Genomic DNA, 24,000 nt, shown 5'->3' with positions numbered 1-24,000 from the left:
AGCCGGTATCCACCAACAAAGGAGTGGCATGTATCGACGGGTCGCCATCATCGGCGGCGGCGCGGCAGCGGCGACGCTGCTGAGCGAGCTGCTGGACCGCCAGCCGGCGCAGTCCCTGCACCTGGATTGGTTCACCGGCGGCGGCGCGCCCGGTCGCGGCGTCGCCTACGGCACCCGTTCGGAGCGGCATCTGCTGAATGTGCGCGCGGCGTCGATGAGCATGTTCGCCAGCAAGCCGCGCGGCTTCCTCGATTTCGCCCAGCGCGGCGACCGCAGCATCGCCGGCACCGACTTCCTGCCGCGCCGCCTCTACGGCGATTACCTCGAAGCGGAAGTCGAGCACGCACTGGAACGCGCGAAAGCGCTTGGCCACGACGTGCACGTGATTCCGTTCAAGGTCGACGGCGTGGTGCCGGAGCACGACGGCGTCACCATCCTGCATGGCGAGGAAACCACGCGCGTGGACGCCGCCGTACTCGCGCTCGGCGGCCTGCCGCCGCAGCCGCTGAGCGGCGTCAGCGACGCAGCCATCGACAGCGAACGCTACGTGGTCAACCCGTGGGCCTTCCTCGCACAGGCGCAGCCCGATCCGGCGCCGCGCAAAGTGGTGCTGATCGGCCTGGGCCTCACCGCCGTCGACGTGGTGCTGGAACTGGCCGCACTGTGGCCCAACGCGACCTTCACCGCGATCTCGCGCCACGGCCTGCTGCCGGAAGCGCACCTGGCCTCGGCCAGCGCGCCCAGCGACGACGGCGCCGACCTGATCGAAGCGATGCAGGCCGCGCCCGACCTGCGCAGCTGGCTGCGCCTGCTGCGCGATGCGATCGCACACAGCGACGACTGGCGCGTGGTGATCGACAGCATGCGCCCGCATACGCCGGCGCTGTGGCAGAACCTGCCGCGCGAAGAACGCGGGCGTTTTCTGCGCCACGCGCGCTGGGCCTGGGAGCGCGCGCGCCATCGCATGGCTCCACAGGTGATGGCGCAGATGCAGGTACTGGAACAGGCCGGCCGCTTCCGCCGCGAACGCGCGCGCCTGCATGCCGCGGACGTGGAAGGCGATCATCTGCATCTGAGCATCACGCCGACCGGCAGCAGCACGCCGCAGGCATTGGACACCGACCTGGTGATCCAGACCATCGGCCTCAACACCGACGTGCGCCGCACCGGCCACAGCCTGGTACGCCAGCTGGCCACCAACGGCCATATCACGCCCGATCCGCTGGGCCTGGGCTGCAACGCCACCCCGGAAGGCCGCCTCCAGCACGACGGCGAAACCTGGCCGCATCTCTACGCGATGGGCAGCCTGCTGCGCGGCACGTTCTGGGAATCCACCGCGATGCCGGAGATCCGGCAGCAGGCGCGGCAGATGGCGGATCGGCTGCTGGCGAAGTAGCTGCGACCGCCAAAGAAACATCGTCATTCCGGCGTAGGCCGGAATCCAGTAGCGATGTAGTTTGATTGTCGCGCTACCTCGCCTTGGTTTTCCCATGCAAGGAGCGCCAGCCAGGCAATACGCGACAATCGCGCGATATCGCCACTGGATTCCGGCCTGCGCCGGAATGACGAGAATGTGGGGTTACGAACCCCACCCACCCAATACCAGCTTGCCGATCGCACTGCCGCTCTCCAGCCGCTCATGCGCACGGCGCAGGTTCGCCGCATCGATCGGACCGCCGTGCTCGCGTAAAGTCGTGCGCAACACCCCCGCATCCACCAGGTCCGCCACTTCGTTGAGCAACTGGTGCTGCGCCTTCATGTCCTCGGTGTGAAACAGCGAGCGGGTGAACATGAATTCCCAATGCAGCGACAGACTGCGGCGCTTGAGCAGGCCGATATCCAGCGCGCCGTCCGGATCGTCGATCAGGCCGAACTTGCCCTGCGGTTTCAACAGTTCGACCAGCACCGGATAGTGCTGCTCGGTATGCGTCAGGCTGAGCACGTAATCCACGCCCTGCGGCGCCACCGCCAGCACCTGCGCCTTGAGGTCGCCGCGATGGTCGACCACGTGATGCGCACCGAGCTCGCGCACCCACTCCTGCGTCTGTGGCCTTGAGGCCGTGCCGATCACCGTGAGATTGGTCAACCGCCGCGCCAGCTGCAGCGCCATCGAACCCACGCCGCCGGCTGCGCCGACGATCAGCACCGTACCGGTGCGCGCGGCATTGCCGCGTGGAATGGCGAAGCGATCGAACAGCAGTTCCCACGCGGTGATGGTGGTCAACGGCAGCGCCGCGGCCTGGAACATGTCCAGCGTGGACGGCTTGCGGCCGACGATGCGCTCATCCACCAAGTGCAGTTCGGCATTGCTGCCCGGGCGATCCAGCGCGCCGGCGTAATACACCTGGTCGCCCGGCTTGAACAGCGTCACTTCGCCGCCCACCGCCACCACCGTGCCGGCGGCGTCCCAGCCCAGCACCTTGTCGGCGCCCTGCGGATCGACGCGCTGGCGGATCTTGGTATCCACCGGATTCACCGACACCGCTTCCACCCGCACCAGCAGGTCGCGGCCGCCGGGCGTGGGTTCCGGCAGGTTCACGTCGAGCAGGCTTTCGGCATCGGTGATAGGCAACGAGCGGCGATAGGCGACAGCTTTCATGGCGACTCCGGAAACGATGGGAAGGGATGGCCGGTTCAAGGGATGATCCTGCGCCGGCGGAAATCGTCAAACAATGCCCTGAACATTGCGCGCGTATCGACGTAGTCGTGGAAACCGAAGCGGCGCGCCTTGGAACCGTCGCCGAACATGTCGTAATCCCAGGAGAACACGAAATCGGCAAAGCGCCACGACGATACGTCGGCATACGGATGCGGCTCCAGTGCATGGCTGGCCTGCATCTCGCGCCACAGCGGCTCCTTGTCGGCCATTACGCTGTCCAATGACAGCGGCAGCGGCGGCGCGGTTTCGAGTTCGAAATAATCGGCGATCCACGGCCACATCTCGTTCCAGCGGAACAGGTCGCCGTTGTTGATGTTGAACGCCTGGTTGGCGCAGCGCGCATCGGTCGCCGCCCACACCGTGGCGCGGGCGAGCAGGCCAGCGTCGGTCATTTCCAGCAGGCGATCGTAGGCGCCGGGCTTGCCGGGAAAGCGCAGCGGAATACCCAGCGCCTTCGACATCGACGCATACACTGCGATCGCCAGCGCCAGGTTCATCGGATTGCCCAACGCGAAGCCGCCGACCACCGACGGGCGGATCGCCGTCCAGCTCCACGCCTTGCCTTGCTGGCGCGCTTCGAGCAGATGCTGCTGGTCGTGCATGAATTCCGGCGGCATGAAGTGCGCGTCGGTCTCGCGTGCCGGTGTCTTGAACGGACCGAGGTGGCCGCCGTAGACCTTATAGCCCTGCATCAGGCTCACGTGCTGCAAGTCCTTTGCGGCCGGCTCGATCGCATCGAGCACGTGGCGCAGCATGGCCACGTTCGGCGGCACCAGCTCGGCCCAGCTCGGGCGGTCCTGGTAGGCGGCGTAGAACATGTGTGTCACCTCGCTCAGCGGTGCGAGCTTGGCGCGCGTGTCGGCGGCATCGAGCAGGTCCACCGCGATATGCCGCACGCGCTGGTCCGAGACACCGCCGCGGCGCGAGAGTCCGATCGCCCGCCAATCGTCCAGCGTACGCAGGTGATCGAGCAGATTGCGGCCGATGACGCCCCGCGCGCCGACGACCAGCGCGGTCTTGAGCTTGGTATTCACGAGCATTCCTTCGAAAGAGAATCAGGCACTAGAGAATCAGGCGTTGACCGCGCACGCGGTCGACACGGCGCGGCGCCGTTCAAGCGCCATGCTCCACAGCGTCACCAGCAGGCCCAGCACGGTGACCGCCGCGCCGGCCAGGCCCAGCGCCGGCAGGCCCGGGCCGCGATCGATCACCGCGCCGCCGATAAACGCACCGATCGCATTGCCCAGATTGAACGCCGCGATATTCAGCGTGGACGCCAGATGCGGCCCATCCACCGCCTGCTGCACCACGCGCATCTGCAGCGGCGGCACCGTGGCGAAGGCGGCCACGCCCCACACGAACACGGTGGCGATGGCGGCGACGGTGCTGTGCATGGTCCAGCTAAAGGCGACCAGGATCAGCGTCAGCAGCACCAGGATCGCCACCAGCGACGGCATCAGCCGCCAGTCGGCCAGGCGCCCGCCGAGCAGGTTGCCCAGCGTGGTGCCGGCACCGAACAGCACCAGCACCCAGCCGGTGGCGCCCACGCTGACATGCGCCTGGCTCTGCAGGATCGGCGCGATATAGGTGAACACGGTGAACACGCCGCCGAAGCCGAGCACGGTCATGCTCAGCGCCAGCAGCACCTGCGGCTGGCGAAGCACGGCCATCTCGCGGCGCATGTCCGGCGCGTGCAGGTCCGGCAGCGGCGGCACCAGGCGCCATACGCCGAGTGCCGCGATCACGCCCAGCACGGTCACCGCGCCGAAGGTGGAACGCCAGCCCGCCCACTGCCCCAGGAAGGTGCCGAACGGCACACCCAGCACATTGGCCAGGGTCAGCCCGGTGAACATCAGCGCAATCGCGCGGGCGCCCTGCCCGCGCGGCACCACGTGCGCGGCCACCACTGCGCCGATGCCGAAGAACGAGCCATGGCAGAACGCCGCCACCACGCGCGCCAGCATCAGCACCGCGTAATTCGGCGCAATGGCGCACAGCGCGTTGCCGGCAATGAACAGGCCGAGCAGCGCCAGCAAGGCATTGCGGCGCTCCATCCGCGCGGTGAGCGCGGCCAGCAGCGGCGCACCGGCGGCCACGCCCAGCGCATAGCCGGACACCAGCATGCCGGCGGAAGGAATGCTCACCTTGAGGTCCGCCGCCACCTCCGGCAGCAGGCCCATGATCACGAACTCGGTGGTGCCGATGGCGAAGGCGGCCACGGACAGGGCCAGCAGGGCGGCCCGGGAAGGGTCGCCTGCGGAAGGGGCGTGCGAAGTCATGGGCGGGCCTCGGGGAAGGGAGGCGGCACTGTGCTACTTGCCGGAATGGATGGGAATTGCCGAAACTGCGCAATCATCTTTTCCGGAATATTGAAGATGGTCGAACTCGAGGACATGCGCCTGTTCGTGCGCGCGGTCGGCTCCGGCAGCCTGTCCGCTGCCGGGCGCGAGCTGAACCTGTCGCCCGCCGTGGCCAGCAAGCGCCTGTCCCGGCTGGAACAGGCGCTGGGCGTGCGCCTGCTGCAGCGCAGCTCGCGCCGCCTGGCCCTGACCGGCGAGGGCAACTGCTATTACGAGCGCTGCGTCGGCATCCTGGCCGACATCGACGACGCCAACGCCTCGGTGCGGCTGGGCCAGCTGGAAGTGCGCGGCGCGCTGCATGTGTCCACCGCGCTGGACCTGGGCCGGCAATATGTCGGCCCGCTGGCGGCCGGGTTCGCCGCGCTGCATCCGGAACTGCGCATGCGCATCAGCGCATCGGACGCCACGCTGGACCTGTTCGAGCACGGCGTCGACGTGGCCGTGCGCAGCGGCGCCATGACCGATTCGCGGCTGATCCTGCGCCGCGTCGCGCTCAACTACCGCGTGGTGTGCGCGGCGCCGTCCTACCTGGAGAAGCACGGCCGCCCCAAGGACACCGCCGACCTGGCCCGGCACGCCTGCCTGATGCTGCACCGCCCCGGCCGCGGCATCCTGCCGTGGATGCTGCAGACCCCCGAAGGGCCGCGCCCGCTGCGGCTGGATGCCTCGCTCACCACCGACAGCGGCGACCTGATGCGCGAGCTGGCCATCGCCGGCCACGGCCTGGCCTTCAAATCGATCTGGGATATCGCCACTGACGTGCGCGCCGGACGGCTGCTGCCGGTGCTGACCGATTGCGCGATCCAGGAAGCGCATATCTATGCGATCTATCCCAGCCGCGACTATCTGCCCGCACGCATCCGGCTATTCGTCGACCACCTGCAGGCGGCCATGCAGGCGCAGGAAAACGAGGTGCTGGGCTTGATCCAGCGGCGGACTTAAGCGTCGCCGTCCTCGTGCTTGCGCCGCAGCAGCAGGCGCGACAGAAACACGCCGGCCCCTACCCCGAGGAATTCGAACAGCACGCGCGTGCCCAGGCCGTCGAAGTCGTGCACTTCGGCCAGCTTCACCTTGAGGAATTGGATCGATTCCACGCGGCCGTAATTGAAATAGACCATGTCCCACAGGTCGCCGCTGGCGGTCAGCAGAAAGGCCAACAGGCTGGACCAGCCGGTGCGCAGGCCATGCGCCCACTGATTGCGGTTGCCGATCCAGTTGAACAGCGCGTACAGCAGGAAACCGGCCACCGCCGAGATGGCGCCGGCCTCCAGGCCACCGATGATTCCGTAGCCCATCCAAGATTTGTCGTAATGCATCGGTAGCCCGCTGTTCCACGTACCCGTTTGCGCATTATGCCTGCAACCCGGGAATTTCCTCCGGATGTGACGCAGTGCCGCTCGGCGGCCCGCAACCGTCGGCCCGACGCCCACCGCGTCACACCTCCAGCCGCGGCGGTGGGGCTAGACTCAGTCACCGAGACACCCTGCCGCGACACCTCCATGCGATACCCCATCAGCCAACGCGCCGCCCTCATCGTTGTGGACGTGCAGCCGGATTTCATGCCCGGTGGCAGTCTTGCCTGCCACGAAGGCGACGCCATCGTGCCGGGCATCCGCCGCCTGCTGGAAAGCCGCGCTTTCCGCCACGTGGTCGCCACGCAGGACTGGCATCCGCGCGGGCATGTGTCCTTCGCCAGCAGCCATCCCGGCCGCGCACCGTTCGAGCGCATTCCGCTCTACGGCCACGCGCAGACGCTGTGGCCCGAGCACTGCGTGCAGGACACGCCCGGCGCCGCGCTGCATCCGGCGATCGACTGGTCCAGGCTGGACAAGGTGATACGCAAGGGCTGCGACCCCAAGGTCGATTCCTACAGCGGCTTCCGCGAGAACTTCGGCCCCAACGGCACGCGCCCCAGCACCGAACTGGCCGACTGGCTGCGCTCGCACAGCATCGACGAGGTCTACGTCTGCGGCCTGGCCCGCGACGTGTGCGTGCTGTGGACGGCGCAGGACGCCGCCTCGCTCGGCTTCAAGTCCCGCGTGCTGTGGGAACTGACCCGCCCGGTCACGCCGCAAAGCGATCTCGCCACGCGCACGAAATTCGACCAGATGGGCGTGGACGTGGTCGAGACCCTGCCGATCGCCGCTTAAGCATCGTCCTCGCGCGATGCGCGCACGCTGGGCAGGCCGTCTTCGTCCACCGCCACGTTGAGCACGATCGGACGGCAGCAGACCTGGCAGTCCTCCACGTAGGACTGCCCTTCGACCGAATCGTCCACATAGATCTCGATCGGTTCGCCGCAGTAGGGGCAATAGATCAGTACCGGTTCCATGGCGGCGACCTTAGCGCAGCCGGGGCTCAGGCGTCGCCGGCCTGCGCACGCAGCCAGTCCGCCGGCGTCATGATCGCGAACAGCCCGTCGCGCACGGTACGCCGGCCCAGCCGCAGCACTTCCTTGTCCTTGCTGAGCAGCCAGCCCGCGCCCGCGGCGAGCGCCAGCTCCAGGAATTTCTGATCGTCCGGATCGGCACAGCGCGGCAGGCGGATGCCCGCTGGCGCGGCCCAGGCCTGCTGCGGGCAGCGAACCCAGCGGTCGTGCTCGGCCATGGCCGCCTGTTGCGCGGCCTCATCCAGCGCCAGTTGCGAGTAGGTCAGCACGCGGCACCACTCTTCCCGGCATGCGCTGTCGGTCACCGCTTCCGCGCCACCGTCGGCCAGCGCGCGCGCCAGGCGTGCCACCGCGGGATCGCGGAACACGAACAGGTCGAGACAGACATTGGTGTCCAGCACCACGCGGCATGCGGCGCCGCGCGTACCGGGCGCAGAAACGGACATCGAGCGTGGCCAGCCGGAGAAACGCCGGCACGGTAGCCGGGATTGCGCATGCTGTCGAACCCGGATGCGGCGCGCGCGAGGCGATCGCAGGCGCACGTTGCTGCTGGTTTCTGTCAACGCATCGTGGAATCCTGCGTTGGTCGCTACTCATGGCCATGACGTCCGTGGCCACGCGTCCCCCGGGGAAGCCCATCGCGATGAATCGAACTTTTGTGGTCGGCTGCCCCCGCTCCGGCACCACCGTCGTCCAGGCCATGCTGGCCCGGCATCCTGCAGTGTTCTCGCTACCGGAGACCGGCTTCTTCGCGCACGTGCACGGCAACCTGGCCTGGCGCTGGGGCGATGCGCATGCCAAGCAACGCGCGCCACGCCTGCGCCAGCGCCTGGGTTTCACGCGCAAGCACCAGCGCGAGCTGTTCCTCTCCCTGCAACGCATCACCACCGCCGCGCCCGACAGCTTGCCGCGGCCTTCGTTGCGCATGCACACCTTGCAGCGTCGCTTTGTCCGCCTGCTCGACGAACTCGCGCTGGCTGCCGAACGCGAGATGTGGCTGGAGAAGACACCCAACCATCTGCTCTACCTGCCGGAGATCGAAAGCCTGGTGCCGGACGCGCGCTTCGTGCACGTGATCCGTCCCGGCGCCGAAGTGATCGCCTCGCTGATCGACGCCAGCCTGCTGTTCGAAGGCAGCGACGATGCCTTCGGCGGCGGCACCGTGCATTGGGCGCGGCGCTGGAATCGCGCGGTGCAGATCCACCGCAGCTATATGAGCCATCCACGGCATTACCTGTTGTTCCTGGAAGACCTGGTCGCCCAGCCGCAGCAGGAATGGAAGCGCCTGTGCCGCTTCCTCGAACTCGATCCGGCGCAGTCGCTGGACGACGACTGCACGCAGGTGATCGCCGACCTCGAGCAGGAACCGTGGAAGCGCCGCGCGTTCAACGGCCGCCTGCACGCGCCGGAGAGCAAGGTGGACAGCCTGTTCGGTCCCAAGGTGCAGCGCTGGCTGCAGGCCAAGCTCGCCTCCTATGACGAGCTGCGTGCGCAATGGCTGCAAGAGCGCGGCACGCACGAGCCGCATGCGGTGCCGCGCAATGTGGTGGCGCTCAGTTCCGGCAGCGCCTGAGCGGGCTAGAGCTGCGTCACCGCTTCCTCGATCAAGGCTGTCAGCTCGTGCGGATACGCCGCCAGCGAGGCATGGCTGGAGGCCAGCTCCACCGTCTTCTTCGCCTGCATGCGCTGCGCCATCCATTGCTGGGTCTGCGGCGGAATCATGTGGTCCTCCAGCGACACCTGGTACCAGCTCGGCAGCTGCTTCCATGCCGGCGCGCCGGCCGTGTCCTCGAAGCAGCGCACCGCGGTGGGCTTCTGCGCGGCAGCCATGATCAGGGCCGCATCGTCGCCCAGGTCCTGGCAGAAGCTTTCCTTGTAGAGCTTGCGATCCAGCCACAGGAAACCATAGGGGTCGGGGCGGATCGCCTTGGCGCCTGAGGGTTGCTCATCGCGGCCGAGCAAGGCACCGACCGCTTCGCCTTCGTCCGGCGCGAACGCCGCGACATACACCAGCCCCACCACCTGCGGCGCGTGGCCCGCGCCTGAAATCACCGCACCGCCGTAGGAATGTCCAACCAGCAGCACCGGGCCGTCCTGCATCTCGACCAGGCGGCGGGTGCGCTCGATATCGTCGGCCAGGGAGGTCAGCGGATTCTGCACCGCGCTGACGCGATAACCCTTCGCATGCAGCACCGGGATCAGCTTGCTCCAGTGCGATCCGTCGCCCCAGGCGCCATGCACCAGGACGATGCTCGGTTTCTTGCTCATGCGGATTCCTTTGCGGTGGGATGGATGGCGCGTCGGCCAGCCGCGCCAAGGGAGCGCAGGCGGCGTGAAGCCTCCGTCATGACGAAAGCACAACGCCGGCTATGGCATATGCGCCGGACACGGAGACGCCGGCCGCTGCGCAGCGGTAACCCCGGCACGCCGCCGCCCGCGTTGAACGACGGTTGATAAGGAGAAGCCATGAACCACCGTCCCCTGCTGCTCGCCCTGCTTCCGCTGGCCCTGGCCGCCTGCTCGCAGACGCCGTCCAACCACGCCGGCCCTGCCGCTGCGGCATCCGCACCTGCGCCCACTGCTGCGATCGCCGCGCCGGCTTTCGACACCAGCATCCTGGCCCGCTACCACTGGCGCCTGAGCGCCGCCAGCGCAGCCGACGGCAAGCGCATCGATGCGCTGTTCCCACGCCCCGACCGGCCGCTGCAACTGGATTTCGTGCGTGACCGGCTCAGCGTCAGCAATGCATGCAACCGCATCGGCGGCAACTTCAAGGTAGACGGCGGCCGGCTGAAACCCGGCCCGCTGGCGCAGACCTTGATGGCATGCCAGGACAAGGCGCTGGCCGATCTCGACAGCGCCATCTCGCACCGCCTGCAGGACCAGCCGCGCCTGAGCGTGCAGAGCGAAGGCGACGCGCCGAAGCTGAGCCTGGCCGCGGACAACGGCGACACCCTGGTGTTCACCGGCGAGCCCACCGCGGAAACGCGCTACGGCGGCGAGGGCGCCACGGTCTTCCTCGAAGTGGCCGCCGGCACCAAGCCATGCAGCCATCCGCTGATTCCCAACAAGCAATGCCTGCAGGTGCGCGAGCGCAAGTACGGCCAGAACGGCGTGGTCGAAAGCAATGGCGAATGGCAGCCGCTGTATCAGGACATCGAGGGCTACACACACGAGCCGGGCATACGCAACGTGCTGCGCGTGAAGCGCTTCACCGTGAAGAATCCGCCGGCCGATGCACCCTCGACCGCGTACGTGCTGGACATGGTGGTGGAATCGGAAGTCGCGAAGTAGACGCAGGTTGGGGTGAGCCGCAGGCGAACCCCGACACGCCACGGCGCATACGCATCGCACTGTTGGGGTTCGCTCGCGCTCACCCCAACCTACGCCCCCCCTGAAACGCAAACGCCCGCCCGGCGTATGACGGCGGGCGGGCGTTGGTCACCAGCTATCAGGCGGCGACGCTGACGCGCTCGCGTTCCGCTTCCAGGCTGGCCACCGGGCGCACTTCGATGCTGCCGATGCTGGCCCAGGGGAAGGACTTGGCGATTTCCAGCGCCTCGTCCATGTCCTTCGCCTCGATCAGGTTGAAGCCGCCGAGGTATTCCTTGGTCTCGGCAAACGGGCCATCGACAATCGTCGTGCTGCCCTGGCGGATGCGCATGGTGCGCGACTGCCTGGGTGCTTCCAGCTTCTGGCTGTCGAGCAGGATGCCCTTGCGCTTCAAGTCGTCGGCCTTGTCCAGGCAACCACGCATCATCGTGTCGAACTGCCCGGCCGGCAGCTCGGCGAGCATGTTGTCGTCGCAATAGATCATTACCAGGAACTTCATGGTCATCCGCTCGCGTCGGGGGGAGAGCCGCGATGGTAGTACATCCCCTCGCCGGTTCTTGCGGCCTCCCGCGGCAGCGGCTGATAACGTTGTCAATTTTCACTTGATCCTCACGCCAGCTGCGTAGTGCAAGCGATGCTGAGCATGCGCAGGATTTCGCGTGCTGCGCCGCAGAAGCGCTTTTCCCGCCCAGGTTCACAGTTTGCCGGGACAACAGAAGACAACGTTGTCAGTACCAGTGCGCATGCCGCTTGCCCTTCATCGGTGTAGCGGCCCACCGGCGACGAGGCACGGCGCGTGTCCTTCCCTCAGAGGCACCCGCCCGGCAGCGCCCTGGCCAATCACTACGCCGCACCATCAAAGAGAGGAGAACGTCTTATGCATGCCAAGCAACACGTGGGATCGCGCACGTTGTCGGCGATGCTCGGAAGCACCGCCAGCGCCGTCGCTTACGCCTGCCTGCTAAGCGCCGCACCGATCTCGACGGCCATCGCGCAATCGCTGCCCGCCTGTGCGGCGGCGTGGAGCGCCGGCACCGTCTACGTCGGCGGCGATAGCGCCAGCGAGAACGGCGTCAACTACAAAGCCAACTGGTGGACGCAGGGCAACGACCCGGCCACCAGCAGCGGCGGCGCCGGCAGCGGCCAGCCATGGACCTCACAGGGCGCCTGCAGCGGGTCGGGTGGAGGCGGCGGTGGTGGCGGAGGCGGTGGTGGTGGTGGCGGTGGCGGCACGCCTCCCCCGCCGCCCGGCACCGGCGCCAACCTGCTGTACAGCCCGTACAAGGACGTCACCATCAACTTGAACTGGAATACCAACACCATGCAGACGGCGGCGGCGACCGGTTCGTCGATCCCGGTGGTCGGCAGCGGCAGCCTGTACTCCAACTACGTGCATAACCTCAGCGCGATCACCCTGGCCTTTGCCACCGGCGAATGCGGCAGCGAAAGCTGGGGCGGCATTCCCGGCGCCACTTTCGCCAGCGTCAACGTCACGGCGCTGTCCAATGCGGGCCTGGCGTATGTGGTTTCCACCGGCGGCGCTGCGGGCAGCTTCACCTGCGGCAGCACGTCCGGCATGGCGAGCTTCCTGTCGCGCTATTACACGCCGCAGATGCTGGGCGTGGATTTCGATATCGAGGGCGGACAGTCGCAGGCGCAGATCAATGCGCTGGTCGCGGCGGCGGCCTATGGCCAATCGCTGCATCCGAGCCTGCGCTTCTCCTTCACCCTGGCCACGCTGGCTGCCTCCGACGGCAGCTACGGCGGCGTCAACAGCCTGGGCGACATGGTGGTGAAGGCGGTCAAGGCGAATCCGGCGCTGACCAACTACACCATCAACCTGATGGTGATGGACTACGGCGCCGCGGGCCCGTCGATCTGCGTGGTCAGCAACGGCGTGTGCGATATGGGCCAGTCGGCGATCCAGGCCGCCAAGAACCTGCAGCACACCTACGGCATCCCGTTGGGCAAGATCGAGCTGACGCCGATGATCGGCTTGAACGACAACAGCGCCGAGACCTTCACCCTGGCCAATACCGACACCGTAGTGAGCTACGCGGTGAGCAACGGCCTGGCCGGCCTGCACTTCTGGTCGCTGGACCGCGACACCCCGTGCGCCAACGGCGGCTATGCCTCGCCGACCTGCAATTCGGTGCCGAGCACGTCGCCGCTGCAGTACACCAAGCGCTTCCTGTCCGACCTGGGCCGCTAGGCTCTTTGCCGCGGGGCGGCCCATGCCGCCCCGCATTTTCCTGCTGCGCCACGGCGTTACGATGCAGTCATCTTTGGACGAGTATTGCTGCACCATCCAAGGGCACTGGAACGGATCGCCACCATGAGCCGCCTGTACGACTTTTCGTCGCAAGCGCTGCGCACGCTCTACGACGCCCGCGTCCCCACCCCACCCGTGCTCGACCTGGCCGAACGCTTTCCCGACGGCCAGCGCTTCGCCGAAGCGTGGACCGCATTGCGCGACGAAGCCCTCGCCCTCACCAGCCGCCTGCACGCGGTGCCGCGCTTCCACGAACTGATGGCCGAACAGCACGCCATCTCCGCCAACGACGGCCACGACTGGCGCATGTACCTGCTCAAGGTCTACGGCAACGACGTGGACGAGCACATGGCCGCCTGCCCTTATCTGGGCGAACTGATCCGCACCTCGCCGGACGTGCTCTCCGCCACGCTGTCGTTCCTGGCCCCGCACAAGCACATCCCGCAGCACCGTGGCCCGTTCAAGGGCGTGCTGCGCTTCCAGCTCGGCTTGTCCGTGCCGGTGAATGAGGACGGGCAGCCTGCCGCCGTGCTGCGGCTGGCGGATCGCGATTACCGCATCGGCGACGGCGACGCCATGCTGTGGGACGACACCTTCCCGCACGAGGTGTGGAACGACAGCGAGCAATGGCGCATCGCGCTGCTGCTGGACGTGCGGCGGCGCCAGCTGCCGCTGGACATGGCCTTGCTGTCGCGCATGCTGATCGCCGGCATCGGCGCGGTGGCGCGCCGGCGCCTGCCGGCGATGATCGCCGGCGGCAGGAACGGCTGAGGCACGCTCCCGCTCAGGGCGACGCGCGGCGCAGGCGCTCTTCCAGCGCCGACAGCAGGCGCACCAGCCGTCCCCGGTCGGGCGCCAGCCGACGCGCCGCCGCTTCGATGCGCCCGGCCAGCGCGCAGACGCCGTTCTCGCCGAGCACGATGGTGCCACCCTTGATGCGATGCGCATGGCGCGCCACCGCCGCCCAGTCCGCGGTGTTCAGCGCGCTGCGGATCGCCGCCGTATCGCGCAGTCCTTCGCGGAAGAACAAGGCATCGGCGGCCTCCTCCTGCGCTGGCGTGTCCGCACAGAACCGGCGCAGCTCGTCCAGCGACGGCGGCCAGTCGACCCAGGCATCGATGCCGGCCGGCGCCGCCGCGGACGGCGCGTCTTCGCGCAGACCGGCGACACGCGCCGGCCGATGGCCCAGCTTGCGTTCCAGCAGGCGCAGCGAGGCGACCAGCGCGACGCGGTCGATCGTGGCCGAAGCGCCCAGCCATACCAGCCCATAGCGCCCGGCGATCAACGCACCTGACACCAGGGCATCGGAATCGACCGTTTCACTCGCCACCCCGAGCCGGGCGAACTGCGCATCCAGGATGCGCCGGCGCGCCGGATGGTCTTCGACCAGCAGCGCGCGCGACCGGCCCGCCGATGCCACCGCCGGCTCGGCCACCTCACCACCGAGGAGCGCCAGCTCGAACGACAGGCCCGCGGCGGGATCGTCCGCATAAGCCTCCAGGCGCAGGCGGAACGGACCGCCCGGCGTCGCCTCGCGCCACAGCGCAAGCTGGATGCTGCCCCCGCCCGCTCGCGCGGCGACGCCGTCCAGCGCCTGTTCGAGCAGCCGGCGCAGATGGTGCTCGTCGAGACTCACCCAGGGCAGGGCACCGCAGGGCAGCTCGATGCCGGCATCGACGCCCATGGCCTGCAGCCTGCGCTCCCGCGCCTGCACGCATTCGCGCGCCACCGCCAGGACGTCGCAGCGCCCCATTGCATACGTCGCAAGGGCCATGGCGCTACGCCGCGTTCCGCGCCTGCAGCACCTGCTCGCGCATCTTGAACAGCTCCGCGTCGCTCAGGATGCCCAGCTTCTTGTAGGCGGTAGATTTCTGCGTGCTGATGGTCTTGAGGCTGCGGTTGAACTTGTTGGCGATCTGGCTCACCGACATGCCGTCCAGGAAGCAGCGCACCACCTCCCATTCGCGCGGCGACAGCGGCGACTGCCGGCGGGTCGGCAAGGCCTTGGCCAGGAACGGCGGCAGGTAGATCTCGCCGGCCATCACCCGGGCGATCGCGTCCGCCATGTCCGCGGCCTGCTGGTGCTTGGCGAAGAAGCCGTTGGCGCCTTCGCGCAGCAGCATGTTGACCGTGACGCGCTGGCAGTGGCCCGACAGCACCAGGATGCGCAGCTCCGGATAGCGCGAGCGCAGCGCCTTGACCAGGGCCATGCCGTCCAGGTCGTCCGAGGCCAGCGCATAGTCGAGCAGCAGCACATCCACCGGCGTTTCCACCAGCATGGCGCGCAGCGTGCGGCTGCACTGGTGGCTGCCGACCACGGTCACCGCGCTCACCTGGCGCAGGTGCGAGACCAGCCCCTTGAGGATGAATTCGTGATCGTCCAGCAGGGCGACGCGGGTGAGGTTGCGCTGGTTCTTGCGGGTCAGCGCGGGGACTTGATATGTGTTGGGAAAGTTCATGGCGGGCACCGTGATGAGGACCGTTCGGAACGGGCGCGGCGCAATCGGCGGCGGCCAGGAAATTGCAGCACGCGCGCCATCGCGGCATCCATGAGATTTCTCTGAAAATGCCTCCCAATACGACACGTCCAAGCCTGGCGGCGATCTTCGCGGCCTAGGACTTTTCTGATTCCAGCAGCAGGTCGATCCGGGAAAACTCTGCATCACCGGCAACCGGCCCATCACCGCTACCAGCGGCCATGGGCAGCTGACACGGCTCGCCAGATGCCTTCCCGCATGCCACGGATGTCATGCGTCGACCCCGTGTCGAAGACAGGTCGCGCTCTACCCCGGCGCGGCCTGTCTGGAAACTTTTCGATGCCGCTCTGCGCACGCGACGCGAATGCGTCCCCAAGGCCACCCGGCCGGCGCTGCCCGATGAGCGCCACAGCAGTAGCGCAGCCATGTATTCAGCACCGCCCCTACAACGCGATCCCTGCGCGCCGGCCAAGACCGGCCGCGGCACGGGCCGCGCGGCGCTGGCCGCGTTCGCGCTGGCGCTCGGCACCGCCTCGCTGCACGCAAGCCCGGCCAACGCGCGCGACGCGCTGCTCAGCCAGGCCCGGCTGCAGCACGAAGCCGGCCATCGTCTGGAAGCCCTGGCCGCCTGCGAAGACCTGCTGCTGCGCTGGCCGGCCGACGCGGATGCGCTGCGCCTGCGTGTCGCGCTGCTGGCCGAACTGGGCGCCGCCGGGCGTGCGCTCGAACTGGCGCAGCAGTTGCCCACGCCGCTGCCCGAGGCCGAACTGGCCCGCCTCGAAGCCGACGCCGCCGCGCACCAGACGCGCTGGGCCCAGGCCATGCCGGCCGACACGCGCCATCCCTACGTCGAAGCCGACCGCGCGCTGGACGCACCCAACGCTGCGCCAGCGGACGATGCGATCGCCGCCGCCGACCGCCTGATCGCCCTGGCCCGCGCCTCGCGCAGCGCCGATGCGGTGGCTGCGTATCGCACGCTGCGCCGGCGCGGCAGCACGCTACCCGCTTACGCCGATGCACCGGTCGCCGACGCGCTGCTGCAACAGCGCCAGCCCGAACAGGCCGTGCCGCTGTACGAAGCGGCGTCGCATGCGCGGCCCGGCCCTTATCCCGAGGAAGAAGCCGATCCGCGCATCGGCCTCGCCCATGCCTACCTGGAAGCCGGCCGCCATCGCCAGGCGCAGCAGTGGATCGATGGCGTGGCTGCCGGCGAACCCGCGTGGCTGCCCTCGCCCGGCTCGGTGCGCCCGCGCGCCAATCCGCACAAGCTCGAAGCCGACCTGGCTGCCGCGCAGGTGCGCCAGCAGACCTGGCTGTATCGCGAGGCTGCGCAGCGCCTGCAGGCGCTGCGCGCGGAAGGCCCGACCAACGCCTCGGTCTGGAACCAGCTGGCCGAACTCGAACGCGCCCGTGGCTGGCCACGCCAGGCAGAAGACACTCTGATGAGCGCCGCCAGCCTCGATCCCGACGACAGCTCGATTCGCCTCGGCGCCATCGATACCTGGCGCGAACTCGGCGACTTCCCGCGCGTGGAACCGGCCCTGCGCGAGGTGGAAGCCGTGGTGCCGCGCGACAACCAGGTGCAACTGACGCGACAGTCCTGGGAGCGCCAGCGCGGCTGGCAGTTCGAGCTGGAACACGACCGCGGCCGCGGCGGTTCGCCCAACTTCGGCGACGCCGACCACGAGACCCAGGCCACCCTGCAAAGCCCCTTGCTGGACGATCGCTGGCGCATCTACGGCATCACCCGCCTGGCCGCTGCCAACCTGCCCGAAGGCCACACGCAGCGCGAACGCCTGGGCCTGGGCCTGCGCGGCTATGCGCGCGGACTGGAAGCCTACGTGCAGGCCTTGCCCGCCGTGGGCAGCGCCACCCGCCGCACAGCGATCGAAGCCGGCCTGCGCTGGCTGCCGAACGATCATTGGACGTATGGGCTGGACTGGAGCAACACCGGCGATACCGACGTGCCGCTGCGCGCGCACTACTACGGCATCACCGCCCACGCACTCGACACCTCGGTGCAATGGCGTGCCAGCGAACTGAGCACGATCAAGCTCAACGCTAACGCCGCCCGCTACAGCGACGGCAACCGCCGCTACGGCTGGGAAGCTGCCTGGACGCAACGCGCCTACACCGCGCCCTGGTTTGCCGTGGACGGCGGACTGCAAGCCGGCGCCACCCGCAACTCGCGCAGCGACGTGCCGTACTACAGCCCTTCCTGCGCACGCTGGGTCGCCGTCACGGGGCGGCTGGAGAACCTGCTGCACGAGCGCTACGAGCGCAGCTGGCGCCAGCAGCTCGATCTGTCGTTCGGCAGCTATGACGAATGCCGCTACGGCAGCGGCTGGATGGCCAGCGCGCACTACGGCCAGCGCTGGGCCCCGCGCGGCGGCCTCGCGTTCGGCTGGGGCCTCGGCTGGAACAGCCAGCCCTACGACGGCAAGCGCGACAACCGCGTCATGCTCGACCTCACCCTGCATTGGGGCGAATGACCATGCCACGCTGGCGCCATGCCCTCCTGCTACTACTCGTACTCGCCGCGCCCATCGCCGGCGCCACCGATCGCCTGGCCGCGCTGTCCGATCCGCTGCCTGCGCGTGCGCCGCTGCCGCCGCTGATCGTGCTCAACTACCACGACGTGCGCGACGACATCCGCGACGCCGGCCGGCGCGACAGCACCGCCATCAGCACCGATCATCTGATCGCCCACTTCGAATGGCTGCGCGCCAACGGCTTCCACATGGTGAGCCTGGACGATGTGGTTGCCGCGCGTCGCGGCGCGCGCGCGCTGCCGCCGAAAGCCGTGCTGCTGACCTTCGACGACGGCCTGGTCAGCTTCTACACCCGCGTCTTCCCGCTGCTGCGCGCCTACGGTTATCCGGCGCTGTTCGCCGTGGAGAATTCATGGATGGACCTGCCCGCGGGCAAGCGCTTCGATTACAACGGCGAAAGCTGCGGGCGCGAATGCTTCGTCAACTGGGAGCAGGTGCAGGAGATGCGCGCCTCCGGCCTGGTGGAGATCGCCTCGCATACCGACGACCTGCACCAGGGCGTACTCGCCAATCCGCAGGGCAATCTGATGCCGGCGGCGATCAGCCTCGCCTACCACCCCAAGACCGGCTACGAAAGCGCCGCGGCATACCGCGCACGCATCCGTGCCGACCTCGCACATAGCGCCGACGAGATCGCCCACCACACCGGCCAGCGTCCGCGCGCCATCGTGTGGCCATACGGCGCCTACAACCGCATCACGCAGGCAGAAGCCGCCGCGCTGGGCATGGATGTCTCGCTCAGCCTGGACGACGAGCCGGTGCAACTGGCGCCGGGGCGCAACATCCCGCGCCTGCTGATCGCCGACAACATCGGCATCGACGGTCTGGCCGCACTGATCTACCGCCAGCGCGCCATCGACGCGCAGCGCGTGGTGCAGGTGGACCTGGACTACGTCTACGACCCCGATCCGGTACAGCAGGAAAAGAACCTCTCCGCCCTGCTCGACCGCATCCGCCGCCTGAAGCCCAGCCAGGTGTGGCTGCAGGCTTACGCCGATCCGGATGGCGATGGCGTGGCAGATGCCGTGTATTTCCCCAACCGCCACCTGCCGATGCGCGCCGACCTGTTCGCTCGCGTGGCGTGGCAATTGCGCACGCGCTGCGAGGTGGAGGTGTATGCGTGGATGCCGGTGCTCGCGTTCCGCTTTGCGGACGCGAAGGACCTGCCCGCGCTCGGACGCGGCAAGGGCGGCGACCACTTCCGCCTCGCACCCTGGGACCCGCGCGTGCGTGCCTTGATCGGCGACGTCTACGAAGACCTCGCCATGCACGGCGGCATGACCGGCCTGCTGTTCTCCGACGATGCCTACCTGCGCGACACGGACGCACTCGGCCCGCTCGCCACCGCCACGCCGGCGCAGCGCACGCAATACCTGATCGACTTCACCCGCGAGCTGGCCGACCGCGCGCGGCAATGGCGTGCGCAGTTGAAAACGGCGCGCAACCTTTATGCGCGCCCGGTACTGCAGCCGGAATCCGAAGCGTGGTTCGCGCAGAACCTGGCCGCCTTCAACGCCGCCTACGACTACACCGCGCTGATGGCGATGCCACAGCTCGACCAGGAGCCGGCCACCGACGCCTGGTTCAAGCGCCTCGCCGCGGCCGTTGCCGCGCAACCGCATGGCATGGACCGGACCTTGTTCGAACTCGCCAGCACCGACTGGCGCACCGGCGGCAAGCCCGTTCCCGCCGCGGTGCTGGGCGCGCGGCTGCGCCTGCTGCAGGCACAGGGCGCGCGCCATCTCGGCTATTACCCGGACGACTTCATCGCCGGCCGCCCGGCGCTCGAAGCGATCCGGCCGTACATCTCCGCCGCCGAACATCCCTACCGGGAACCGTGAGGCGACATGCGCGAGATCATGGACGTCCTGCTGGACTACGCCTTCTACTACCCGTTGCTGATGTCCTTCATCTGGGTCAGCGGCGGACTGATCTACTACCTGCGCTGGGAGCGTAACGAACCACCGCGCGTGCAACCGCCGGCACTGCTGCACGCTCCCTTCGTCACCCTGATCGTGCCCTGCCACAACGAAGGCGAGCAGGTGCGCGAGACCATCGCCCATCTCGATGCACAGCGCTATCCGCACTTCGAGATCATCGCCGTCAACGACGGCTCCACCGACGACACCGGCGCGCAGCTCGACGAGTTGCTGACGGAATTCCCGCGCCTGCGCGTGATCCATTTCGCCAGCAACCAGGGCAAGGCCATGGGCTTGCGCATGGCGGCGATGGCGGCGCGCGGCGACTTCCTGGTCTGCGTGGATGGCGACGCCCTGCTGGACGACTACGCCACGCACTGGCTGGTCAGCCATATGGTGAGCAGCCCGCGGGTGGGCGCGATCACCGGCAATCCGCGCATCCGCAACCGCTCCACCCTGCTGGGCAAGCTGCAGGTGGGCGAGTTCTCCTCGATCATCGGCCTGATCAAGCGCGCGCAGCGCGTATACGGGCGGGTGTTCACCGTGTCCGGCGTGATCGCCTGCTTCCGCCGCAGCGCGCTGCACGATGTCGGCTACTGGAATACCGACATGGTCACCGAGGACATCGACATCAGCTGGCGCCTGCAGATGCGCCACTGGGACATCCGCTACGAACCGAATGCGCTGTGCTGGATCCTGATGCCGGAAACCCTGCGCGGCCTGTGGAAGCAGCGCCTGCGCTGGGCGCAGGGCGGCGTGGAGGTGACCCTGCGCTACCTGCCCGAACTGATGCGCTGGCGTCGCCGCCGCATGTGGCCGGTGGCGCTGGAATACCTGCTGAGCCTGGCCTGGGCCTATGTGGTGACCGGCATCGTCGCGCTGTGGCTGCTGGGCAAGTTCGTCACGCTGCCGTCCGCGCTGCATATCGCCACCCTGCTGCCGCAGTGGCATGGCGTGGTGCTGGGCATCGTGTGCCTGCTGCAGTTCGGCATCAGCACGCTGATCGACCGCCGCTACGAGACGCGCGTGGGCCGCAACTATTACTGGATGATCTGGTACCCGCTGACCTATTGGCTGCTGAGCACCGCCACCACCGTGGCGGCGCTACCGAAGGCGCTGCTCAAGCGCAAGGGCACGCGCGCGGTGTGGGTCAGCCCCGACCGAGGCATACGATGAAAGCCGAAGCGATCGTGATCCACCGTCCGGAGCGCCAGCACCCGGCGCACCGGTTCCTGTTCACCACTGCCACGCTGATGGCGTGGATGGCGTGGGTCTCGTTGTGGCTGCCGCTGGCGACGCTGATCGCCTGGGCGCTGGGCGTACGCCTGGGCTATGTCGAGATGATGGTGCGCGAGCACGGCCACGGCGGCCAGGACCTGGCCAAGCTGCTGCTGCTCGCCGGCTTATGCGCCGTCGTGATGCTGGCCTGGTCGTCCTATAACTATCTGCGCTTCGCCCATCTCGACCGCCGCCGGCGCAGCCGCGCGGTGGAGCGCCGCGCCATCGCCGTTGCGCTGGGTGTGCAGCAGGACACGGCGGCATGGATGCAGCGCGCGCCGCGGATGGTGCTGGAATTTCCGGACGGCAGCGACGTGATCCACCGCGACGACGACGCTCCGCTGGCGTGCGCCGTCAACGGCTGAACACTCAACGCGCGTCGTGGCCCGCCGCCGGCAGCAGCGGCGCACGATGGGCTGCGGGCGCCTCGAACAGGCGCCACCAGCGCTCGCCGCTATGCGGCGCGGCCAGATCCAGGCGCTCGCCCATGCGCGGCGTCGACAGCGCCACGCCACGCTCGGCGGTCAGTGCGCTCACCTGCTCGAACGGGTCCTGCCAGCGATGCATGGCCAGGTCGAAGGTGCCGTTGTGGATCGGCATCATCCAGCGCCCGCGCAGATCCACGTGCGCCTGCACCGATTCGGCCGGCTGCATGTGCACGTACGGCCAATGCGGATCGTAGGCGCCGGTTTCGATAAAGGTCACGTCGAACGGGCCCAGCCGTTCGCCGATCGCCTTGAAGCCATCGAAGTAGCCGGTGTCGCCGCTGAAGAACACGCGCAGGTCGTCATCGATGATCGCCCACGATGCCCATAAGGTCTTGTTGCCGTCGAACATGCCGCGCCCCGAGAAATGCTGCGCGGGCGTGGCGACGAAGCGCAGTCCGTCCACCTCGGTTTCCTGCCACCAGTCGAGCTGGCGCAGCTTGGCCGCATCCACGCCCCAGGCAGCGAGGCGGTCGCCCACGCCCAGCGGCGTGAGGAACACATCGACGCGGTCGGCGAGATATTCGACGGTGGCGCGGTCCAGATGATCGTAGTGGTCGTGCGACAGCACCACGCCGCGGATCGGCGGCAGGTCCTGCAGCGCGATCGGCGGCGCGTGGAAGCGCTTGGGGCCCATCCACGAGAACGGCGACGCACGTTCGGCGAACACCGGATCGGTGAGCCAGAAGCGGCCGCGCAGTTTCAACAGCAGGGTGGAATGGCCCAGGCGATACAGGCTGCGATCCGGCGCCGCTTCAAGCTGGGCGCGAGTGACGCGCTGCACCGGCAGCGGCGCATCGGGCACCGCGTCCTTGGGTTTGTGCAGCAGCATGTCCCAGATAATGCCGAGCGTCTTGCCCAGGCCTTCCTGTGGGCGCGGCCGCGGGTTACGGAAACGGTCGCCGCCGCGCTGCGGCGAATCCGCATAGCCGCCCAGCGCGGCACGCGCGCGGCGGCTGGCCATAAAGGCCAGGATGACAGCGAGGGCAACTAGGCCCAGCACGATCTTCATAAGATTTCCCGGGTTCAGGGGATGACGAAGGAAACTACACCGAGCAGTGTAATTATCTTGCGAGGCAAATGTAAACCCATCAGTGTAAAATCCGGGCATGCCCACCGCTCCCCGCCCCTCCCGCCTCACCGACCGCAAGCGCGCCGCCATCCTGGAAGCGGCCATCGACGAGTTCCGCTCCGCCGGCTACGAAGCCACCAGCATGGACCGCATCGCCGCCCGCGCCAAAGTCTCCAAGCGCACGGTCTACAACCACTTCCCCAGCAAGGAAGTGCTGTTTATCGAGATCATGCATCAGCTGTGGGAGGCCAGCCGCGAGGGCGAAGAGCTCACCTATCGCGCCGACCAGCCCTTGCGCGATCAGCTGCTGGAGCTGGTGGGCCAGAAGATGCGGCTGCTTCATGGCGAGGCGTTTGTCTCGCTGGCGCGCGTGGCGATCGCCGCAGCGATTCATTCACCGGAGCGTGCGCAAGCGATGGTGGCGCGGATGAATGAGCGTGAGGAGGGGCTGACTGTGTGGTTGCGTGCTGCGGCCGCGGACGGGCGCTTGAAGATCGACGACCCGGTGTTTGCCGCGCATCAGCTGCAGGGGCTGGTGAAGACTTTCGCGTTCTGGCCGCAGATCACTTTGGGGCAGCCGGCGCTGCGGATGAAGGAGCGCAAGCGGGTGGCGGAGTCGGCGGTGGATATGTTTTTGGCTTATTACGCTTGATGCTTTGACGACGTGCGACTCGCCTCGCGCTCAGCCGCTAATGAAGCCCCACCGGCTTCAAATCCGGATGCTCCGCATAGAGCGGATTCATGATTTCAAGAAGCATCTCAGCCAGCACCTTTGCAGCGGCCGTGCGATAGCGCTCGAACTCGGCTTCCGGGCAGTTCTCCATCACGAGAACGATCGAGTCGTTCAACTTCGCGCCGTACTCAAGCATCAGCTCGCTGAGCTGCCTGGCGACCTGTTTATCACCGACCATGTTCCTCTCCTTCGCGTCACGCTCAGCGCTTGACTACACCAGCGGGAACCAGACCCCTCGATTCGATGGGGCCGCCATATTCGGTATCACATGACCTTGATCGAGAGCGCGGACGTCGATATCGGCGATCACTTCCGCGATGTTCGGGCTTGTACAGACTTTTGTGTAAACGGGATCGCTTTAAAGCTGAGGGATGCGGCCTTCGAACTGGATGGTAAAGCGGTTGAGCGCCGCCTTCCAATCATGGATTGGAAGCGTCCATTTTTTACTGATGTTGCGCAGCCCTAAGTAGA

At 67.9% G+C, this 24,000-nt stretch carries 24 protein-coding genes; 12 read left to right on the top strand and 12 right to left on the bottom strand.

Annotated features, from left to right (window positions below):
• Positions 1-28 precede the first annotated feature (28 nt).
• Positions 29-1,396 carry an FAD/NAD(P)-binding protein gene (locus AB4083_RS20885; RefSeq protein ID WP_441610437.1) on the top strand — a complete coding sequence of 456 codons (1,368 nt, stop codon included), beginning with the start codon at positions 29-31 and terminating at the stop codon, positions 1,394-1,396.
• A 183-nt stretch (positions 1,397-1,579) separates the two neighbouring features.
• Here AB4083_RS20885 and AB4083_RS20880 read toward each other — a convergent pair whose 3' ends face one another.
• From AB4083_RS20880 to AB4083_RS20870, 3 genes are read right to left on the bottom strand one after another with little or no spacing between them, the layout of a single operon-like run.
• Positions 1,580-2,599, bottom strand: a complete 1,020-nt coding sequence (locus AB4083_RS20880) for a zinc-binding alcohol dehydrogenase family protein (RefSeq protein WP_441610436.1) — start codon at positions 2,597-2,599, stop codon at positions 1,580-1,582.
• Between the two features lie 35 nt (positions 2,600-2,634).
• Positions 2,635-3,693, bottom strand: a complete 1,059-nt coding sequence (locus AB4083_RS20875) for an SDR family oxidoreductase (protein ID WP_441610435.1) — start codon at positions 3,691-3,693, stop codon at positions 2,635-2,637.
• Between the two features lie 36 nt (positions 3,694-3,729).
• Positions 3,730-4,938, bottom strand: a complete 1,209-nt coding sequence (locus AB4083_RS20870; RefSeq protein WP_441610434.1) for an MFS transporter — start codon at positions 4,936-4,938, stop codon at positions 3,730-3,732.
• Between the two features lie 96 nt (positions 4,939-5,034).
• On the opposite strand from AB4083_RS20870, the gene AB4083_RS20865 reads away from it, so the two are divergent.
• Complete coding sequence (locus AB4083_RS20865) at positions 5,035-5,961, top strand: LysR family transcriptional regulator (protein ID WP_441610433.1); 927 nt, start codon at positions 5,035-5,037, stop codon at positions 5,959-5,961.
• Here AB4083_RS20865 and AB4083_RS20860 read toward each other — a convergent pair.
• Entirely contained in the window at positions 5,958-6,314 is a 357-nt protein-coding gene (locus AB4083_RS20860; protein WP_441610432.1) for a hypothetical protein, read from the bottom strand. The genes AB4083_RS20865 and AB4083_RS20860 overlap by 4 nt on opposite strands.
• A 204-nt stretch (positions 6,315-6,518) precedes the next feature.
• Between AB4083_RS20860 and pncA the strand changes: the two genes are divergently transcribed.
• The gene (gene pncA / locus AB4083_RS20855) at positions 6,519-7,169 is read left to right on the top strand and encodes a bifunctional nicotinamidase/pyrazinamidase (protein WP_441610431.1); all 651 of its coding nucleotides are present in this window, start codon (positions 6,519-6,521) and stop codon (positions 7,167-7,169) included.
• Here pncA and AB4083_RS20850 read toward each other — a convergent pair.
• Positions 7,166-7,351, bottom strand: coding sequence for a CPXCG motif-containing cysteine-rich protein (locus AB4083_RS20850; RefSeq protein WP_441610430.1), 186 nt, complete (start codon positions 7,349-7,351; stop codon positions 7,166-7,168). The genes pncA and AB4083_RS20850 overlap by 4 nt on opposite strands.
• 26 nt (positions 7,352-7,377) lie before the next feature.
• Positions 7,378-7,854, bottom strand: coding sequence for a PIN domain-containing protein (locus AB4083_RS20845; RefSeq protein ID WP_441610429.1), 477 nt, complete (start codon positions 7,852-7,854; stop codon positions 7,378-7,380).
• 197 nt (positions 7,855-8,051) lie between these two features.
• Between AB4083_RS20845 and AB4083_RS20840 the strand changes: the two genes are divergently transcribed.
• The gene (locus tag AB4083_RS20840) at positions 8,052-8,981 is read left to right on the top strand and encodes a sulfotransferase family protein (protein ID WP_441610428.1); all 930 of its coding nucleotides are present in this window, start codon (positions 8,052-8,054) and stop codon (positions 8,979-8,981) included.
• Between the two features lie 5 nt (positions 8,982-8,986).
• Here the strand turns inward: AB4083_RS20840 and AB4083_RS20835 are convergent, their stop codons facing one another.
• Positions 8,987-9,676, bottom strand: coding sequence for an alpha/beta hydrolase (locus AB4083_RS20835; RefSeq protein WP_441610427.1), 690 nt, complete (start codon positions 9,674-9,676; stop codon positions 8,987-8,989).
• A gap of 198 nt (positions 9,677-9,874) precedes the next feature.
• On the opposite strand from AB4083_RS20835, the gene AB4083_RS20830 reads away from it, so the two are divergent.
• A complete protein-coding gene (locus tag AB4083_RS20830; RefSeq protein WP_441610426.1) occupies positions 9,875-10,702 on the top strand; it encodes a DUF4377 domain-containing protein in 828 nt (275 codons plus the stop codon).
• A 157-nt stretch (positions 10,703-10,859) separates the two neighbouring features.
• On the opposite strand, the gene AB4083_RS20825 is transcribed toward AB4083_RS20830, so the two are convergent.
• Entirely contained in the window at positions 10,860-11,240 is a 381-nt protein-coding gene (locus AB4083_RS20825) for a YciI family protein (RefSeq protein WP_441610425.1), read from the bottom strand.
• Between the two features lie 378 nt (positions 11,241-11,618).
• Between AB4083_RS20825 and AB4083_RS20820 the strand changes: the two genes are divergently transcribed.
• Complete coding sequence (locus AB4083_RS20820) at positions 11,619-12,953, top strand: carbohydrate-binding protein (protein WP_441610424.1); 1,335 nt, start codon at positions 11,619-11,621, stop codon at positions 12,951-12,953.
• Between the two features lie 123 nt (positions 12,954-13,076).
• Positions 13,077-13,784, top strand: coding sequence for an aspartyl/asparaginyl beta-hydroxylase domain-containing protein (locus AB4083_RS20815; RefSeq protein ID WP_441610423.1), 708 nt, complete (start codon positions 13,077-13,079; stop codon positions 13,782-13,784).
• 13 nt (positions 13,785-13,797) lie between these two features.
• Here AB4083_RS20815 and AB4083_RS20810 read toward each other — a convergent pair whose 3' ends face one another.
• Both AB4083_RS20810 and AB4083_RS20805 read right to left on the bottom strand, forming a co-directional pair.
• Positions 13,798-14,787 carry an Hpt domain-containing protein gene (locus AB4083_RS20810; RefSeq protein ID WP_441610422.1) on the bottom strand — a complete coding sequence of 330 codons (990 nt, stop codon included), beginning with the start codon at positions 14,785-14,787 and terminating at the stop codon, positions 13,798-13,800.
• Between the two features lie 4 nt (positions 14,788-14,791).
• Positions 14,792-15,472: a response regulator gene (locus AB4083_RS20805; RefSeq protein ID WP_441610421.1), complete on the bottom strand. Its 681-nt coding sequence runs from the start codon at positions 15,470-15,472 to the stop codon at positions 14,792-14,794.
• Between the two features lie 443 nt (positions 15,473-15,915).
• Between AB4083_RS20805 and pgaA the strand changes: the two genes are divergently transcribed.
• Genes pgaA through pgaD form a run of 4 tightly spaced genes read left to right on the top strand, consistent with a single transcriptional unit; the run spans position 15,916 to position 21,604 of the window.
• On the top strand, positions 15,916-17,982 hold the full coding sequence (pgaA, locus tag AB4083_RS20800; protein ID WP_441610420.1) for a poly-beta-1,6 N-acetyl-D-glucosamine export porin PgaA: 2,067 nt from the start codon (positions 15,916-15,918) through the stop codon (positions 17,980-17,982).
• A gap of 2 nt (positions 17,983-17,984) precedes the next feature.
• Positions 17,985-19,883, top strand: a complete 1,899-nt coding sequence (pgaB, locus tag AB4083_RS20795; protein ID WP_441610419.1) for a poly-beta-1,6-N-acetyl-D-glucosamine N-deacetylase PgaB — start codon at positions 17,985-17,987, stop codon at positions 19,881-19,883.
• 6 nt (positions 19,884-19,889) lie between these two features.
• Positions 19,890-21,137 carry a poly-beta-1,6-N-acetyl-D-glucosamine synthase gene (gene pgaC / locus AB4083_RS20790; RefSeq protein WP_441610418.1) on the top strand — a complete coding sequence of 416 codons (1,248 nt, stop codon included), beginning with the start codon at positions 19,890-19,892 and terminating at the stop codon, positions 21,135-21,137.
• Positions 21,134-21,604 carry a poly-beta-1,6-N-acetyl-D-glucosamine biosynthesis protein PgaD gene (gene pgaD, locus AB4083_RS20785; RefSeq protein ID WP_441610417.1) on the top strand — a complete coding sequence of 157 codons (471 nt, stop codon included), beginning with the start codon at positions 21,134-21,136 and terminating at the stop codon, positions 21,602-21,604. The genes pgaC and pgaD overlap by 4 nt, the downstream gene beginning before the upstream one ends.
• Before the next feature lie 4 nt (positions 21,605-21,608).
• Here the strand turns inward: pgaD and AB4083_RS20780 are convergent, their stop codons facing one another.
• Positions 21,609-22,688 (bottom strand): MBL fold metallo-hydrolase, encoded by a 1,080-nt coding sequence (locus AB4083_RS20780; protein ID WP_441610458.1) that lies wholly within the window; start codon positions 22,686-22,688, stop codon positions 21,609-21,611.
• Between the two features lie 145 nt (positions 22,689-22,833).
• Between AB4083_RS20780 and AB4083_RS20775 the strand changes: the two genes are divergently transcribed.
• On the top strand, positions 22,834-23,448 hold the full coding sequence (locus AB4083_RS20775; RefSeq protein WP_441610416.1) for a TetR/AcrR family transcriptional regulator: 615 nt from the start codon (positions 22,834-22,836) through the stop codon (positions 23,446-23,448).
• A gap of 37 nt (positions 23,449-23,485) precedes the next feature.
• Here AB4083_RS20775 and AB4083_RS20770 read toward each other — a convergent pair whose 3' ends face one another.
• Entirely contained in the window at positions 23,486-23,707 is a 222-nt protein-coding gene (locus AB4083_RS20770; protein WP_441610415.1) for a hypothetical protein, read from the bottom strand.
• Positions 23,708-24,000: the final 293 nt, after the last annotated feature.

It is taken from the genome of Dyella sp. 2RAB6, assembly GCF_052115385.1.
Taxonomy (GTDB): domain Bacteria; phylum Pseudomonadota; class Gammaproteobacteria; order Xanthomonadales; family Rhodanobacteraceae; genus Dyella_D.
This window is presented reverse-complemented; position numbering and strand designations above follow the sequence as displayed.

What these genes read in the sequence shown, in the direction of transcription:
- AB4083_RS20885 (WP_441610437.1), top strand. Translation starts at nt 29, where the DNA reads ATGTATCGACGGGTCGCCATCATCGGCGGCGGCGCGGCAGCGGCGACG.
- AB4083_RS20880 (WP_441610436.1), bottom strand. Translation starts at nt 2,599, where the DNA reads ATGAAAGCTGTCGCCTATCGCCGCTCGTTGCCTATCACCGATGCCGAA.
- AB4083_RS20870 (WP_441610434.1), bottom strand. Translation starts at nt 4,938, where the DNA reads ATGACTTCGCACGCCCCTTCCGCAGGCGACCCTTCCCGGGCCGCCCTG.
- AB4083_RS20865 (WP_441610433.1), top strand. Translation starts at nt 5,035, where the DNA reads ATGGTCGAACTCGAGGACATGCGCCTGTTCGTGCGCGCGGTCGGCTCC.
- AB4083_RS20860 (WP_441610432.1), bottom strand. Translation starts at nt 6,314, where the DNA reads ATGGGCTACGGAATCATCGGTGGCCTGGAGGCCGGCGCCATCTCGGCG.
- pncA (WP_441610431.1), top strand. Translation starts at nt 6,519, where the DNA reads ATGCGATACCCCATCAGCCAACGCGCCGCCCTCATCGTTGTGGACGTG.
- AB4083_RS20850 (WP_441610430.1), bottom strand. Translation starts at nt 7,351, where the DNA reads ATGGAACCGGTACTGATCTATTGCCCCTACTGCGGCGAACCGATCGAG.
- AB4083_RS20845 (WP_441610429.1), bottom strand. Translation starts at nt 7,854, where the DNA reads ATGTCCGTTTCTGCGCCCGGTACGCGCGGCGCCGCATGCCGCGTGGTG.
- AB4083_RS20840 (WP_441610428.1), top strand. Translation starts at nt 8,052, where the DNA reads ATGAATCGAACTTTTGTGGTCGGCTGCCCCCGCTCCGGCACCACCGTC.
- AB4083_RS20835 (WP_441610427.1), bottom strand. Translation starts at nt 9,676, where the DNA reads ATGAGCAAGAAACCGAGCATCGTCCTGGTGCATGGCGCCTGGGGCGAC.
- AB4083_RS20830 (WP_441610426.1), top strand. Translation starts at nt 9,875, where the DNA reads ATGAACCACCGTCCCCTGCTGCTCGCCCTGCTTCCGCTGGCCCTGGCC.
- AB4083_RS20825 (WP_441610425.1), bottom strand. Translation starts at nt 11,240, where the DNA reads ATGAAGTTCCTGGTAATGATCTATTGCGACGACAACATGCTCGCCGAG.
- AB4083_RS20820 (WP_441610424.1), top strand. Translation starts at nt 11,619, where the DNA reads ATGCATGCCAAGCAACACGTGGGATCGCGCACGTTGTCGGCGATGCTC.
- AB4083_RS20815 (WP_441610423.1), top strand. Translation starts at nt 13,077, where the DNA reads ATGAGCCGCCTGTACGACTTTTCGTCGCAAGCGCTGCGCACGCTCTAC.
- AB4083_RS20810 (WP_441610422.1), bottom strand. Translation starts at nt 14,787, where the DNA reads ATGGCCCTTGCGACGTATGCAATGGGGCGCTGCGACGTCCTGGCGGTG.
- AB4083_RS20805 (WP_441610421.1), bottom strand. Translation starts at nt 15,472, where the DNA reads ATGAACTTTCCCAACACATATCAAGTCCCCGCGCTGACCCGCAAGAAC.
- pgaA (WP_441610420.1), top strand. Translation starts at nt 15,916, where the DNA reads ATGTATTCAGCACCGCCCCTACAACGCGATCCCTGCGCGCCGGCCAAG.
- pgaB (WP_441610419.1), top strand. Translation starts at nt 17,985, where the DNA reads ATGCCACGCTGGCGCCATGCCCTCCTGCTACTACTCGTACTCGCCGCG.
- pgaC (WP_441610418.1), top strand. Translation starts at nt 19,890, where the DNA reads ATGCGCGAGATCATGGACGTCCTGCTGGACTACGCCTTCTACTACCCG.
- pgaD (WP_441610417.1), top strand. Translation starts at nt 21,134, where the DNA reads ATGAAAGCCGAAGCGATCGTGATCCACCGTCCGGAGCGCCAGCACCCG.
- AB4083_RS20780 (WP_441610458.1), bottom strand. Translation starts at nt 22,688, where the DNA reads ATGGCCAGCCGCCGCGCGCGTGCCGCGCTGGGCGGCTATGCGGATTCG.
- AB4083_RS20775 (WP_441610416.1), top strand. Translation starts at nt 22,834, where the DNA reads ATGCCCACCGCTCCCCGCCCCTCCCGCCTCACCGACCGCAAGCGCGCC.
- AB4083_RS20770 (WP_441610415.1), bottom strand. Translation starts at nt 23,707, where the DNA reads ATGGTCGGTGATAAACAGGTCGCCAGGCAGCTCAGCGAGCTGATGCTT.